The organism is Streptomyces sp. NEAU-174 (assembly GCF_052665095.1).
Genome location: NZ_JBQTCE010000016.1, coordinates 95,943 through 108,867, shown reverse-complemented (window position 1 = coordinate 108,867; position 12,925 = coordinate 95,943). Strand labels below are relative to the sequence as shown.

Sequence of the window (12,925 nt, the reverse complement as noted above, 5' to 3'; positions counted from 1 at the left end):
TGTGCGAGCGCGGCACCATCCACCAAGCGTACCGGGACGGAATGGAAGACCAGCTCGGCTCGCGCTGCTGAGCCTTCCGACCCGGGTCGCGGTCGCGGGTACCAGCGCCGGAGCCAACCCGGCAACAGGGGCCGCGCCGGCGCTCGCCGACTCGCCCCCCTCGCTCAACTGCTCGTCTACCTCGTCGTCTCGGGTGACCCACACTGCCATCACGTACCGATTTCGCCGGGGGATACGGACTGACCACCCAGGCGGTCGACCGGTGCATCGACACCTACCTCGTGGACCCGGCGCAGCGGCATGATCCACGCTTCGCCCCAGTGCTCTCCGATGCGCTCGCTGTACTGCGGCCGACTGTGCTGGTCAGCGCCGGCTGCGACTCACTGCACGACGACGCCCACGTCTTGCTACAACACCTGCGGGCGTCCGGCGTGCCCGTCGATGAACATGTCACTCTGCGGCCCGCTCGACTCCATGTCGCACTCACACCAACTACTCCTTCCCGATAGGCCCTGCCTCGACCACTCGACCCACAGCCATTAATGATGAACTCATCAGACTTGCTTGCATTATCAGATATGGCGAGACAGTCTGGGGTTACCCGCCACTTCGCGAGCGGGCGCATCGAGCAGAGGATCCTTATGCAGCCGACTCCATTTAGCCTTCCCGCGCCCGACGAAGGGTGCGATCCGTGACTCACCAGTCCTCTCAGTTGCAACTGGTCACACTCGGCACAGCCGCCGGTCGGATCTGGCCGGACCCAGGGCGCAGTGGGACCAGCACAGTGCTATGCGTGGGCGAGCACCATTACGTAGTAGACGTCGGCTACGGCTGGGGCCAGCGCTACCACCAGTACGGTCTGGGTACCGGCTTCGGCCTCACACCGCTGCGCAACTTGCGGGCCGTGTTCCTCACCCACCTGCACTCCGACCACACAATCGGTCTCGCAGAACTCCTCACCTACGGCCTTGAGCCCCGGGAGGAGCCGATCCTCGTCATGGGCCCGGGGTCACGGGGTACGCCACCGCCTACGCACGGCTCAGTCGCGGGGCGCAACGTTCCCCTGGTTCATCCTGAGCGACCGTTGCCGGGGACGGTCGACATGGTGCGGATGCTACAGGCGGCGTTCGCCGCAGATCTGAACGACAACGTGCGCGACAGCGGGAAGCCGCACCCCGACTCGGTACTACGGGCAAGCGACGTACGTCTTCCCGCCTCGGTGATCGCCGCTGTCGGAGACCCCGACGTGAATCCCGCGCCGATCATCGAGCCGTTCGCTGTCTATGAGGACGACGACGTCAGAGTGAGTGCGACGCTCGTCGACCACCGCCCGGTCTTTCCGGCACTGGCCTTCCGCTTCGATACCGCCGCCGGCTCGGTGACCTTCTCGGGCGACACCTGCGTGTCAGAGAACCTTGTGCGGCTGGCTCGCGACACTGACGTGCTGGTCCACGAGGCCAACGACGTCGATTTCATCGAGCAGTTCCTACCTGAGCCCCGCACGCCGGCGCAGCAGGCCAAGCTGGACCACCTGCGCGCAGCGCACACCAGTCCCATCGAGGCCGGCCAGGTCGCCCAGGCGGCCGGGGCGGGCACCTTGGTGCTGACACACCTTGGCCGATGCGACCCCGCCGCGCCTCCTTGGGACATGGCGGCTACGACCTTTGCGGGCCGTGTGGTCGTCGCGGAGGAAGGCATGCGTCTGAGTGTGGGCAATCGAGAGGAGATTCACCAGTGACGACGCGAGTCACCCTTACGGGGACAGGTGTTCCGATGCCGAGCCCGGAGCGCGCCGGCGCTGGTGTGCTCATCACCTACGACGACATTCACGTCCAGGTCGACGCAGGCCGCTCGACGCTCATGCGACTGGGGCAAGCCGGCGTCGCTCCTCATGCTTTGACCGTCGTCCTACTCACCCACCTGCACAGCGACCACGTGACCGGCCTCGCCGACCTGGTGCTCACCCGATGGGTGCAGGATCACCTGTACCACACGGGCGGTCTACCACTCGTGGCCCCGGCCGGACGGGCAGAGACCTTCTTGCAGCGCCTCCTCGACACCTACGAGTACGACATCGAAGTCCGCGCCCAGCATGTCCAGGAAGGCGGGCCGCAAGTCGAGGCGCACTGGTTCGACGTCCCGGATAAGCCGGCAGTGGTGTGGCGCAGTGCCTGCGGACGGGTGGAGATCGAAGCCGTGCGTGTGCGACACGAGCCGGTCGAGGAGGCCGTGGGGTACCGCATCACCACCCCGGACGGCTCAGTCGTCGTCTCCGGCGACACCCGCGTCTGCGACGAGGTCGCCGAGCTGTCGGCAGGAGCCGATGTCCTTGTGCACGAGGCATGCCGGAGCACTGCTCTCGCGGAGGCGGTGCGGGGCACCAGATTCGAGACGATCTTCAGCTATCACGCCGATACCGTCGCCCTGGGCGCGATGGCGCAGCGGGTGGGTGTGCCGCATGTGGTGCTCACACATCTGATCCCCGCACCCAACACGCCTGGGGAGGAACAGGAGTTCACCGCCGACCTTCGCCGCGGCGGTTACGACGGTCAGGTCACCGTCGGGCAGGATCTCGCAACGATCGAGTTCGGCCAAGAACCAGCTTCTTCGTGACACGACGGTGCGCCCCCCCACGCTCTACAGGGGGCGCACCGTCGTGTCACGAAGATCTTCATGTGGTGCCCCAGGGGCTGGGGCGTCTTGGACCTCAGATCGATACCGTCGGCGGTTCATCGACGGGTAGGGGCAGCGTCACGATCCGGTGCGCTTCGGCGTCCTCCATGCCGAACATCCGCAAGACATTGAGGACGGTCTGGTCGGTCATGTCATCGACCGAGGCTTTGGGGTCGGTCTCGCACAGGTGCACTACGGCGAGCAGGCATCCTGTCGCGCAGGCGAGCGCGACGCGGACATCTTCGGCGGCGAAGCGACCTGCGTCGATAGCCGCCTCGATGTCGCGACGGGCGTGCGCCGCATGGCCGTACGACGCTTCGAGCAGGGCGCCTCTGCTGTTCATGTTCATCATCACCCGGGCCATCCGGGGATGCGTGCGGATCAGGCGACCGGTGAGACGCATCGATGTCGCGAAGACCACGGCCGGATCGTCGACGTCTGCAAGCAGCCCCTCCAACCATGCCGCGTGTGTCTCGAGCGCTTCGGCGATCGCCGCTTCGAGTAGCTCGGCCTTCGATGAGAAGTGGTTGTAGAACGACCCGAAACCGACATCGGCCGCTTCTGTGATCTGCTGGATGCTTACGTCAAAGTCACCGCGCTGTGAGTAGATCTCCTGTGCTGCTTCGATCAGGGCTGCGCGCGTGCGCAGCTTCCGTCGCTCTCCGCGTGAGGGTGACTTTTCAGGCATGGTGCGGATCGTAGCCCGAGCGTCGGTCATCTCAGGCATAGGGCTTCCGGCTACTCCGCGACGCGCCGCGGAGTAGCCGGGCAGCGTTGGCCGTCGTCTTCTCTCGCCACGTGGGGAGTGAGAGACCGGTCGAGCTGGTCGACCAGGAGTCGTCAAGGAGGCCGAGCTGGAGATCGACCGCGACAGGCGGGGTGAAGCAGTAGTCGCTGCCGTAGACGACCTGCTCGGCGCCCCACCGGTCGGTGATTGCATTGAGGTGGGTGGCGGTTGGTGTGCCGGAGAGGTCCCACCAAAGATCGCCGAGGACGTCAGTCACTCCGGGTTCGCCGTGAGCCGGGTCGTCAGGCGACAGAGCCAGTCGCTGCCCGAGCTGGAACAGCGCGGCCCGGTCGACGAGCATCGGCACCAGGCTGCCGGAGTGGGGCACGACGAGGCGAAGGCGGCGATGACGGCCGAGCACGCCGCGCATCGCGAGGGCCAAGACCACCCTGGCCGTGTCGAAGAGGAACTCCGCCATCGGTCGAGGCTGGTCCATCGCGTTGGCCTCCCAGCCGACCGGCGAGGTCGGGTGGAGGAGTACCACGCACTCCCGGTTCGCCAGTTCCTGCCACAACACATCGTGCGAGCCGTCAGCGACATAGGTGCCCAGCGCGTGTGTGGAGAGGATGACTCCTTCGGCACCGAGATGATCGACAGAGCGCTCGAGCTCGGCGAGTGCGGCGTCAACATCCGGCAAGGGCAGGGAGGCGAGCAGCCCGAAGCGCGCCGGGTGGTCCGCCACCACCGCCGCACCGGCCTCATTGACGCGTCTCGCAAGGTGTTCAGGATCGACACTTCCACCGAGCGCGACGCCGGGGCTGGAAAGCGATAGCAGCGACCGTGCGATGCATCGCTCGTCCATAAACCCAAGGTGATCATCGGCGTTCCATGCCGGCCAGCCCGGCATTCCGTCAGGCACCGCGTGACCAGCGGTTCTGGCAAGCTCCGCATACCAGGGCGGCAGGAAGTGGCTGTGGACGTCGATGATCCGTTCGCTCACTGCGCCACCCCCGCCGGCCCGGCGGCCGCGATCACGCGGTCGGGATCAACTCGGACCCACGCGACACGGGCGTCTCGCAGCCACCGTGCCAGGTACCGCTCGCCCTCGCTGCCCTGCGGATTGACGGTCAACCACGCAGCGGGAAGGGCGTCGGGGACTGCCGCGAGGTCGACGCCGGGAAGCGCGACAACCGTGGCCCTGTCACCCAACACCTGGTCGACCAGCACGAGGTCGCCGTCCGGGCCGGGCAAACGCACAAGAGGGAGGAGTGCACCGCGCACGGTGCCAGGAGTGCGCCGTAGGACGCGAGGGCCGGCTTTCAGCGCTGGAGTGCGGCTATCGAGAAGGAGCCGCTGCACCGCCCGGGAGCGGGCAAGCGTAGGCACCAGACGGCGGCGTGCGAGCGTGGCTATCCGCCCGCCACCTGTCATCAATTGCCCCATGACCTTGGCCCTTTTGATCATCGTCGTGGCGTGCGGCCGACGTTCCGCCTCGTAGGAATCCAAGAACTCCGGATCATCGCGCCCATGCATCACCGAGGCCAGCTTCCACGCGAGGTTCTGCGCATCGCGCAGACCTGCACACAGGCCCTGCCCGATGAATGGCGGTGTGACATGTGCCGCATCACCGGCGAGAAAGACTCGACCATCGCGCCACCGTTGGGCGACCCGAGCCCGAAAGGTGTACTCCGCACACTTGAGCAAAATCAACCGGTCGTCGGGTACGTTGCGGACCCAGGGCCCGATCAGCTGGCGCAGGGCCGGGATGTTCGCGTAGTCAGTCGCGCTCTCGCCTTCGAGGAGTTGGAACTCCCAGCGATAGCGGTCGTCGCGGATGCGCATGTAGGTACCTGCCCGATGGGCGTCACACACCTGGTGCACACCTTCCCAGGAGTCAAACTCAAGTCGGCAGCGGATATCGACGACCAGCCAGCGCTGCTCAAACCCGAGGTCAACGCTGCCGATACCCAGTTGGCTGCGAACCGTGCTGTTGGCGCCATCGCAGGCGATCACGTACGGCGCCCGCAGATCTACGAGCGAGCCGTCCGGCTGACGCAGGTGGGCGGTCACGGACGCGGCGTCGGTGGTGTCCAGATGCAGCAGTTCGTGCCCACCGAGAAGCGTCACCTCGGGACGACGTTTGAGGTTGTCGCGCAGCAAGCGCTCGAGTTCAGGCTGATCAAACATGTTGGCCTGCGGGACTCCTGAAGCCGTCATCAGCTCGCGAGTGAAGGTGGCCAGCTCGCGGTGGCACCCATCGACGAGGCGCAGGCCCGAAGCGGGCCGGGTATGGGCGGCAAACTCCTCACCGATGCCCAGTTGGTACAAGATCCGGTAGACCTCGTCATCGAGGTGGACGGCCCGCGGGAGCGGGTAGACCTCGTGATGGCGTTCGATCACCGCAATGCGCAGGCCGTGCTGACCCAGCAGGGTCGCCACTGACACACCCGCAGGACCGCCGCCGACCACGATCACGTCCCATGGCCCGGAGGGCGGACAAGGGTCGGTCGACGTCATTGGCCCTCCTCTCCGGCCCCGGCACGGAGGTCGACGTCGTAGCCGTACAGGGCCGCGACAGCCCGGCTGACCTCACCGCCGCCAGTCAGACGCACGACCAACCGTCCTGCCTCGTGACCGATGCCCACCTCGACGCCCTCGATGCCCTGCGCTACGAGCTCGTCACGGAACTGCTGGGCCGCTGCCGCCTCCCGCAGCGCGGGCTTGAACGGCTTCCCGATTTCAGTGAGCGGGATCGAGTCAAGCACGGTGATCACTTTGGGGCGCGCCGCCGGTTCGCTGATGTGCTGGTCCACCCACTTCGTCAGCTCCTCCACAGTGACCTCGCCACTGGCGAGCGAGACGAACGCGACCGGCACTTCCCCGGACTTGCGGTCGGGCCGACCGACGGCGCCGACTGCGGCCACCCCGGGATGGGCCAGCAGGGCGTCCTCGATGACCGCGGGGTCGATGTTGTGGCCACCGCGGATGATCAGGTCCTTCTGCCGACCACGCAGATGAACCCGTTCGTTGCGTACGAAGCCCAGATCGCCGGTGCGCAGCCAGCCGTCGATGACGATGCCCTCATCAGACACCTCTCGGCGGCCTTCGTCGCGTCGCAGGTATCCGGCGAAGACAGTCGGACCGCTGATCACCAGCTCACCGGTCTCGCCCTCGGGAAGCGGCCGCACCTGGCCAATCACCGCGTCGACCTCGGCGGCTGCCACGGTCTGATAGGGCAGCCGCTGTCCGACGGATCCGTGGCATGCATCGCCGGGCAGGGTCACCGAGGATGCGCAAGTGCCCTCAGTGAGCCCATAACCTTCCAGAAGTTCAAGCCCCGTCACCTCGGCGAACGTGTGCCGTACCGCGTCGGGCAGCGGAGCGGCACCGACGACTGGGACCTCCAGAGAGCTGATGTCGGCGTCAACCGGCGTCGCCGAGAGGAATGCGTAGACGGTGGGGACCGCCGACATGGCGCGCGGCCGGTAGTGTTCAACAAGTTGCCAGAAAGCGGCGTACAGCTTCGGGTCGCGGTAGCCCCGCGGGCCCGGCCAGATCGACCGGGCGCCACTGATCATCGGCGCGAGGGCGGTCACGAGGAGCGCGTTGACGTGGAAGAGCGGCAGGCCGGCGACGATACTCTCGCCCCTGCGGGAGGCACCGGCGAGCGCGATGGTCCACGCCATCACGGCCTGGTTGCGGTGAGTGTGGGCAGCCACCTTCGGGGTGCCAGTGGTGCCACCCGTATGGAAGAAGGCCGCGAGGTCGTCGGGCTCCGGAGGCGCGGTCGGCAAGTCGGCGGGAGTGTCCCGGACGGCGCCCACCAGATCTTCGAGCCGTATGGCGCGCAGTCCGGCTCGCGTCTCCAGTTCGGCTTTCGGCTCATCGCCATCCGGCGACAGCGCGACTAGGACATCGATCCCGAGATCAGCGGCGCCCTCGAGCATCCGCTTCCACAGCGCCTCGTCGAGCTCGGGGCCGGCCGTGACGAGCGTTCGGGAGCCGGTGAGGCGGACAATGTGGGCGAGATGATGCACATCGAGAGCGGAATTGACGGGTGCTGCAATCCCCACGGCTTCGGCTGCAAGGGTCGCGGCGAGGAGATCGCTGCAGTTCGGAGCCATCAGCGTGACGGCATCCTGCCGCCCGACTCCCAGACCGTGGAGGGCATGGCCGATCGCGTGCACTCGGTCGAGTAGCGCGCCGAAGGTCACCGCAACGTGGTCCTTGATCGCGGCCGCATCAGGGATCCACAGTGAGCTGGTCTGCCCCGGCCACCTCTTTGCGGCCCGCACCAACAGGTCATATGTGGTGAGGGCGAGGTCGCGCTCAGCGAGCGGTATCCGCTCGATGGCTTGCAGATCTGCCATACCAGTCAAGGGCGGCAGGTCCACGCCCTCGGTGGGCGGTTGCACCTCGATCGGCCTCACAGCACCGCCCTCCGAGCCGGGCCCCTCACGATGTTCATCTGCTGACCGAGATTGATCCCCTGTATGGGATCACTGATCGTTGCGGCCACGACATCGCCGTCCTTGAGATAATGCGGGTTGTCGGCCTGGCTCTTGAAGAATGTCTTCCACTTCACGGCGGGCGGCAGCAGCGCGCCGATCTTCTCCACCACCACACCGGGCGACTTGAGTGCAGTGCCGCCCGGAGTGCCCGTGAGCACCAGGTCGCCGACGTCCAGGGCCTGGAAACGCGCCAGTAGGTTGAGTGCCCGCGCAGGCTTGACGATCATGTCGGCAACGGTGCTGTCCTGGCGGACCTCGCCATTGACACTCAGGGTGAGACGCAGGCGTTCCAGGGCAGCGAGTTCAGCGCCGTTGACGAGGGTGAGGAACGGGCCGACGGGCGTGAACGTGGGGTAAGACTTCGACTCGTAGAACTGCGTACGCGTCAGCTGGATGTCGCGAGCGCTGACGTCGTTGGTGACAACGATGCCTGCGACGACATCAGCAAGTTCGCCCTCGGTGAGCGAAGTGCCGACGTCGATGCGGCGCCCGATCACCAGGCCGAGCTCAACCTCGTAGTCGAGGAAGCGGACGTGGTCGGGGCAACGGATGTCGGCGGTGGGCCCGCAGACCGAGCCGGAAGACTTACGAAAGAAGGCCGGTGGCACCGTGTCGGGATTGAACCCCGAATCGTGCGCATGACTACGGTAGTTGACCATCTGGGCGACTACACGGGCGGGCACAGTCACCGGTGAGAGCATCTCGGTGTCCTGGAGTCGGGGCCCATTGGGGTCGGGGGCCCTCGCCGCCTTCTCGACTTCTGATCGGTCGGCGAGGAGCTCTGCCGTGGTGCCGGCCTCGGTCCGGATCGGTGTGAGCCGACCATCGCTTTCGACCCACCAGCCGTCGTCGGTTCGTGCCACGTTGATACTCATGCAGCCATCGCTTTCGCCAATGCCTTCAAGGTGTTCTTGTCGATCTCGTTGTCCTTGTCGCCCAGCGCCTTGAGCAGCGCGGCAACCATGCTGGGACTGGGCTCGCTGCCGAGGAAGTCGCGGGAGACGGGCGGGCCCCACTGGGCGAGACCGCTCGCGCTCATGGGCGCCCAGCCGGGCTCGAGTGAGGAGTCGAAGAGGTCGCCGTCGGCGTAGTGCTCGACCATCATGCGGTCGGGGTCACGCCAGTAGTCGAAGATCTGGCTGCCCTGGATGTGCCGACCGATCCCCCACACCCTCCGGTACCCGCGCTCCGCGAGAAACTCCCCGCCCGCCGCCACGGCATCCAAGTCGGTGACCTGGTATGCGGAGTGCACGTAGCCGATGCGTGGCCCGAGGTGCATGGCCAGCGTATGGTGATCGGCTGGTATCGACCCGAGGTCGCAGCGCATGAAGGCCATGGTGGGGCCACGGTCGCGAAGATCATCGAGGTACAAGAAGTCGCTCACGATCAGCCCGAGCGCCTCCAGGTACCACGACAGAGCTCGCTGGAACTTCGTCGTCTCCAGCACGACGTGGCCGAGCCGCTGCACCTCCGGCGCAGCCCGCGGAGCCCGCTGGGTCGCATTGATCCGGACCGGCTTTGTGCCGGAGTTCAGCTCGAGCGGAGCACGTTCAGCCAGAGCGCCCGGCCGTTCCACTCCTGCGACAACCCGCACCGGTATGCCGCTCGGATCGACAAGCTGGACGGCCTGCCCGGCCCCGAACGGCAGCGCGTTCGCCCGGCTCCAGCGGGCCAGGCGGCGTACATCGGAGACAGACTCCGCGATGAACGTCAGGCCAATGAAACGGGCACTCCGACCCCGGTGGATGACCAGGCACGGCAACGCGGACCATGTTCCGCGCAGACTGAGCCGGTCGCGCGTGCGCTCGTGGACGGAGAAGCCGAAGTCGCGGGCGAAGCGCTCAGCGCGGTCAAGGTCGGGCTTTGCGAATTCCAGCCACCCAAGCTCGACAACCTTGATCACAGGATTCCGGGCACGACCGGGGTGCTCACCCCGCAGGGCCCCGAGCTCGCTGTGGAGTCCGTCATGGACGTCGACCGGAACGGTTGTGGCCAGCTGCTCAACCTCGATCACGGGTAAACCCCTCTCTCGATGAATCTCGTGGCTGCCATGTACATGCCCTCCCTGAGGCCGGCCGGGCAGCCACGGCGCCTGGCGCCCCCGATGGCGTTTCCGCAGCTGAAGGCCAGATCGCCGCCCGAGAACGGAGTTTCGTCCAACCGCCCGCAACGACAGGACTACACCGGTCCGTTCGTGTCGCAGCATCCGGCAGGCGGCGCGCCAAACTGACGCTTACATAATGATTGACTTATCAGTAGTGATGTGTCAACCATTACTGAGCGACCCATCAGGTCGTGTAGATGTGGAGCCAGGTTGGCCGGCTGCGTAACGACTGATGGAGGACGCAATGACCGAACCCGACACACGTAATGGGCGGAAACCGATCTTCGAGCACCCCCACCGTGCGGCTGACATAGCGCGGCACATTGTCGATGCGGCCGCCGCGCCGGCGACGTTCCTGCTCGTTGAGGCTCGCTGGGGCCCAGAGTGGGGAGCACTCGCCGCCCTCCTGGCCGCCTTGATGGTCGCCGGAGTCCGCCGACACCGCGGCGACCGGCTCATCGTCGTCGCCGGGTCAACAGTGCTCGTGGCGTTCCACAGCGTGAGCGCCATCGCTTTCGACGAAGGGCGGGCGTTCTACATCCCAGAGTTCGTGATCAACGGCTCTGGTCTGGTGGTGTGCGTGGCCTCCTTGCTGATCGGACGCCCGGCCACCGAGGTGGTGTGCCGCAAGATCCGTCTGGAGCCGGCAACTACCCTCGGCGATCCACGGGCCCGGAAGCGCCATCGACGCCTAACCGCCATCTGGAGCGCGCTGTGGGTATCACACCTCGTGCCGTTCGCCTACGTCTATTCGATGGACTCAGTCGCCGGACTCACCCTGCTGGGCACGTTCTTCAACAAGCCGACGCTGCTGCTGATGGTCATCCTTACCGTTGTGGTCGTACGCCGCGCTACGCGCCCCCTCGATGGCGGCACCCCCCTCGAAACACGGTCGCGTTTGCAACAGCCGCGGAACTGATTTCCCGGCAGTCGAGCGTCGCGTCCCAGACATCTGATCCCCCGGCATCGACCGGGCCGCGCCACCACGAACCGACGGCAAGCTGGAGACGGCGAGCGAGCCGAACACGAAGTACGCAGGCGACCTTACCTGTCTCCCGCTGGACGGCGGGAAGTTCCTCTACCTGGCCACCGTCATCGACCTCGCCTCACGCCGCCTGGCCGGCTGGGCCATCGCGGACCACATGCGCACCGGCCTCGTCATCGACGCCCTGGCCGCCGCCGAACGGACCCGCGGCAGCCTCGCCGGGGCGGTCATGCACACCGATCACGGTGCCCAGTACACCAGCCGGGCCTTCGCCGACGCCTGCCGCCAGGCCGGCGTCCGCCAGACCCGTCCTTGCGGAACCGCTTGCGCTGCTGGAGCGCGAGCGAGGGCCCGAGGTGGTCGATGATGCGGTCGGCCGCCGACTTCGACACCCCGAGCAGCGCTGCCAGTTGGCGCAGGGTCAGGTTGGTGCGCCAGTACGCGGCGACCAGGAGCACGCGGTCGTCCAGCGGCAGGCTCCAGGGCCGGCCCTTGCGCACCGGATCCGCACCCTCACCCCGGAGCGTGGTGATCAGTTTGCTGAACTGGCGCGGGCTCAGCCCGGTGAACGGGGCTATCCAGGAGGGCTCCGACGCCGTGATCACACCAGACACAGCGAGATCATCTCACCCGTGACCAGCAGTTAGGGGACAGCCCTTAGGCAGGGAGAGGCTGTGCGGGATGGTGGATGCGGCCGATGCCGTGCGACAGGGGCAGGCCCGTGCCGCGGTTGGTGTGGGCGATGATCTCCGCCGTGATGGAGATGGCTGTCCCCTCGGGAGTACGGGCACCGAGGTCCAGGCCGATTGGCGAGTGCAGACGGGCCAGTTGCTCCTCGGGCACGTCGGCTTCCCGGAGCAGGTTTATGCGATGTTCGTGGGTGCGTCGGGAGCCCATGGCACCGACGTAGCCAACGGGGAGAGCGAGCGCCAACCGCAGCAGGGGGATGTCGAACTTGGCGTCATGGGTCAGGACGCAGACGGCGGTGCGGGCGTCGGTCTCGGTGACCGCGAGGTAACGGTGGGGCCACTCGGTGACGACCTCATCGGCGTGCGGGAAACGGGCCTGCGTAGCAAAGACGGGGCGGGCGTCGCAGACGGTGACGTGGTAGCCGAGGAAGCGGCCGACCTGGCATAGGGCAGCGGCGAAGTCGACGGCGCCGAAGATCAGCATGCGGGGGCGGCGTGCGTTGGTGTGGACGAGGACGGTCAACTTTGTGGGGCAGGTATCGGTGTCGCCGCCGACCTCGATGCGGGCGGTGCGGCCCGCACGCAGGAGCGCACGGGTGTGCTCCACGACCACCGTGTCCTCGTTCTTGCCGCTGAGGGTCCCGTCGTGGGGACCGCTTTCGGGGACGTGGAGGGTGCGGCCGATGAGTTCACCGGGGCCGTCGATGATTTGGGCCACGGCGCAGGAGTGCCCTGCGGCCACGGCATCGAGGGCAGCGACGAAGGGGGGCTCGTCGGCAGGCTCCACGCGCTGTGCCAGGACCTCAATCTCTCCGCCGCAGGTCAGGCCGACGGCAAAGGCGTCGTCGTCGGAGTAGCTGAAGTCGGCGAGGGCGGGTGGCCCGCCGTGTGCGAGAAGGTGTTGGCATAGTTCGTAGACCGCCGCTTCGACGCAGCCGCCGGAGACGCTGCCGATCACGGTGCCATTTGTGTCCACGGCCAGTGCTGTGCCGACGGGGAGGGGTGCGCTACCGCTGACGTGGACGACGGTGGCGAGGGCGAAGGGGCGTCCCTCGCGGCACCACTGACGCAATGTATCCGCGATGTTCAGCATGACGGGCTTTCCATGAGGTGGGGGAGGAAGAGGACGCCGCAGCGCGACCTGGGGAAAGGGACGCTTGGCGACGGCCCTGCTATCCGGCGGTGTGGGGACGAGAGCCGCCGGACGTTTGCGTTTGGGGAGGTGGCCGGGTGAGT

12 protein-coding genes and 1 pseudogene are annotated in these 12,925 nt (G+C 67.0%); 5 read left to right on the top strand and 8 right to left on the bottom strand.

The window, feature by feature from the left end:
* Positions 1-203 precede the first annotated feature (203 nt).
* The 3 genes from ACT2CW_RS37325 to ACT2CW_RS37315 all read left to right on the top strand — a co-directional run bounded on the left by ACT2CW_RS37325 (position 204) and on the right by ACT2CW_RS37315 (position 2,613).
* Positions 204-509, top strand: coding sequence for an alpha/beta hydrolase fold domain-containing protein (locus ACT2CW_RS37325; protein ID WP_445519891.1), 306 nt, complete (start codon positions 204-206; stop codon positions 507-509).
* A 173-nt stretch (positions 510-682) separates the two neighbouring features.
* Positions 683-1,738 (top strand): MBL fold metallo-hydrolase, encoded by a 1,056-nt coding sequence (locus ACT2CW_RS37320; RefSeq protein WP_445519773.1) that lies wholly within the window; start codon positions 683-685, stop codon positions 1,736-1,738.
* A gap of 35 nt (positions 1,739-1,773) precedes the next feature.
* On the top strand, positions 1,774-2,613 hold the full coding sequence (locus ACT2CW_RS37315) for an MBL fold metallo-hydrolase (protein WP_413100043.1): 840 nt from the start codon (positions 1,774-1,776) through the stop codon (positions 2,611-2,613).
* A 94-nt stretch (positions 2,614-2,707) separates the two neighbouring features.
* Here the strand turns inward: ACT2CW_RS37315 and ACT2CW_RS37310 are convergent, their stop codons facing one another.
* The 6 genes from ACT2CW_RS37310 to ACT2CW_RS37285 are packed head-to-tail and all read right to left on the bottom strand — an operon-like array spanning position 2,708 to position 9,922.
* Entirely contained in the window at positions 2,708-3,361 is a 654-nt protein-coding gene (locus ACT2CW_RS37310) for a TetR/AcrR family transcriptional regulator (RefSeq protein ID WP_413100044.1), read from the bottom strand.
* A gap of 31 nt (positions 3,362-3,392) precedes the next feature.
* The gene (locus ACT2CW_RS37305) at positions 3,393-4,400 is read right to left on the bottom strand and encodes an amidohydrolase family protein (RefSeq protein ID WP_445519772.1); all 1,008 of its coding nucleotides are present in this window, start codon (positions 4,398-4,400) and stop codon (positions 3,393-3,395) included.
* Complete coding sequence (locus tag ACT2CW_RS37300; protein WP_445519771.1) at positions 4,397-5,917, bottom strand: bifunctional 3-(3-hydroxy-phenyl)propionate/3-hydroxycinnamic acid hydroxylase; 1,521 nt, start codon at positions 5,915-5,917, stop codon at positions 4,397-4,399. The genes ACT2CW_RS37305 and ACT2CW_RS37300 overlap by 4 nt, the downstream gene beginning before the upstream one ends.
* A complete protein-coding gene (locus ACT2CW_RS37295; RefSeq protein WP_445519770.1) occupies positions 5,914-7,770 on the bottom strand; it encodes an AMP-binding protein in 1,857 nt (618 codons plus the stop codon). Before ACT2CW_RS37295 ends, ACT2CW_RS37300 begins: the two co-directional genes overlap by 4 nt.
* 56 nt (positions 7,771-7,826) lie before the next feature.
* Positions 7,827-8,786 (bottom strand): fumarylacetoacetate hydrolase family protein, encoded by a 960-nt coding sequence (locus ACT2CW_RS37290; RefSeq protein WP_445519769.1) that lies wholly within the window; start codon positions 8,784-8,786, stop codon positions 7,827-7,829.
* Complete coding sequence (locus ACT2CW_RS37285; protein WP_325117163.1) at positions 8,783-9,922, bottom strand: VOC family protein; 1,140 nt, start codon at positions 9,920-9,922, stop codon at positions 8,783-8,785. The genes ACT2CW_RS37290 and ACT2CW_RS37285 overlap by 4 nt, the downstream gene beginning before the upstream one ends.
* 337 nt (positions 9,923-10,259) lie before the next feature.
* Here ACT2CW_RS37285 and ACT2CW_RS37280 point away from each other — a divergent pair, with 337 nt between their 5' ends.
* Together ACT2CW_RS37280 and ACT2CW_RS37275 are read left to right on the top strand one after the other, a co-directional pair.
* Complete coding sequence (locus ACT2CW_RS37280; RefSeq protein WP_445519768.1) at positions 10,260-10,934, top strand: DUF3159 domain-containing protein; 675 nt, start codon at positions 10,260-10,262, stop codon at positions 10,932-10,934.
* A 46-nt stretch (positions 10,935-10,980) separates the two neighbouring features.
* Positions 10,981-11,367, top strand: coding sequence for a transposase (locus tag ACT2CW_RS37275; protein WP_445519890.1), 387 nt, complete (start codon positions 10,981-10,983; stop codon positions 11,365-11,367).
* Here the strand turns inward: ACT2CW_RS37275 and ACT2CW_RS37270 are convergent.
* A pseudogene (locus tag ACT2CW_RS37270) lies at positions 11,309-11,614 on the bottom strand (helix-turn-helix domain-containing protein); the annotation flags it as partial. The gene ACT2CW_RS37275 and the pseudogene ACT2CW_RS37270 overlap by 59 nt on opposite strands.
* A 43-nt stretch (positions 11,615-11,657) precedes the next feature.
* A complete protein-coding gene (locus ACT2CW_RS37265) occupies positions 11,658-12,782 on the bottom strand; it encodes an XdhC family protein (protein ID WP_445519767.1) in 1,125 nt (374 codons plus the stop codon).
* Between the last annotated feature and the right edge of the window lie 143 nt (positions 12,783-12,925).

Bases quoted from the DNA above. Each gene is read 5' to 3' on its own strand.
- ACT2CW_RS37265 (WP_445519767.1), bottom strand. From the start codon at position 12,782: ATGCTGAACATCGCGGATACATTGCGTCAGTGGTGCCGCGAGGGACGC.
- ACT2CW_RS37310 (WP_413100044.1), bottom strand. From the start codon at position 3,361: ATGCCTGAAAAGTCACCCTCACGCGGAGAGCGACGGAAGCTGCGCACG.
- ACT2CW_RS37280 (WP_445519768.1), top strand. From the start codon at position 10,260: ATGACCGAACCCGACACACGTAATGGGCGGAAACCGATCTTCGAGCAC.
- ACT2CW_RS37315 (WP_413100043.1), top strand. From the start codon at position 1,774: ATGCCGAGCCCGGAGCGCGCCGGCGCTGGTGTGCTCATCACCTACGAC.
- ACT2CW_RS37300 (WP_445519771.1), bottom strand. From the start codon at position 5,917: ATGACGTCGACCGACCCTTGTCCGCCCTCCGGGCCATGGGACGTGATC.
- ACT2CW_RS37290 (WP_445519769.1), bottom strand. From the start codon at position 8,786: ATGAGTATCAACGTGGCACGAACCGACGACGGCTGGTGGGTCGAAAGC.
- ACT2CW_RS37295 (WP_445519770.1), bottom strand. From the start codon at position 7,770: ATGGCAGATCTGCAAGCCATCGAGCGGATACCGCTCGCTGAGCGCGAC.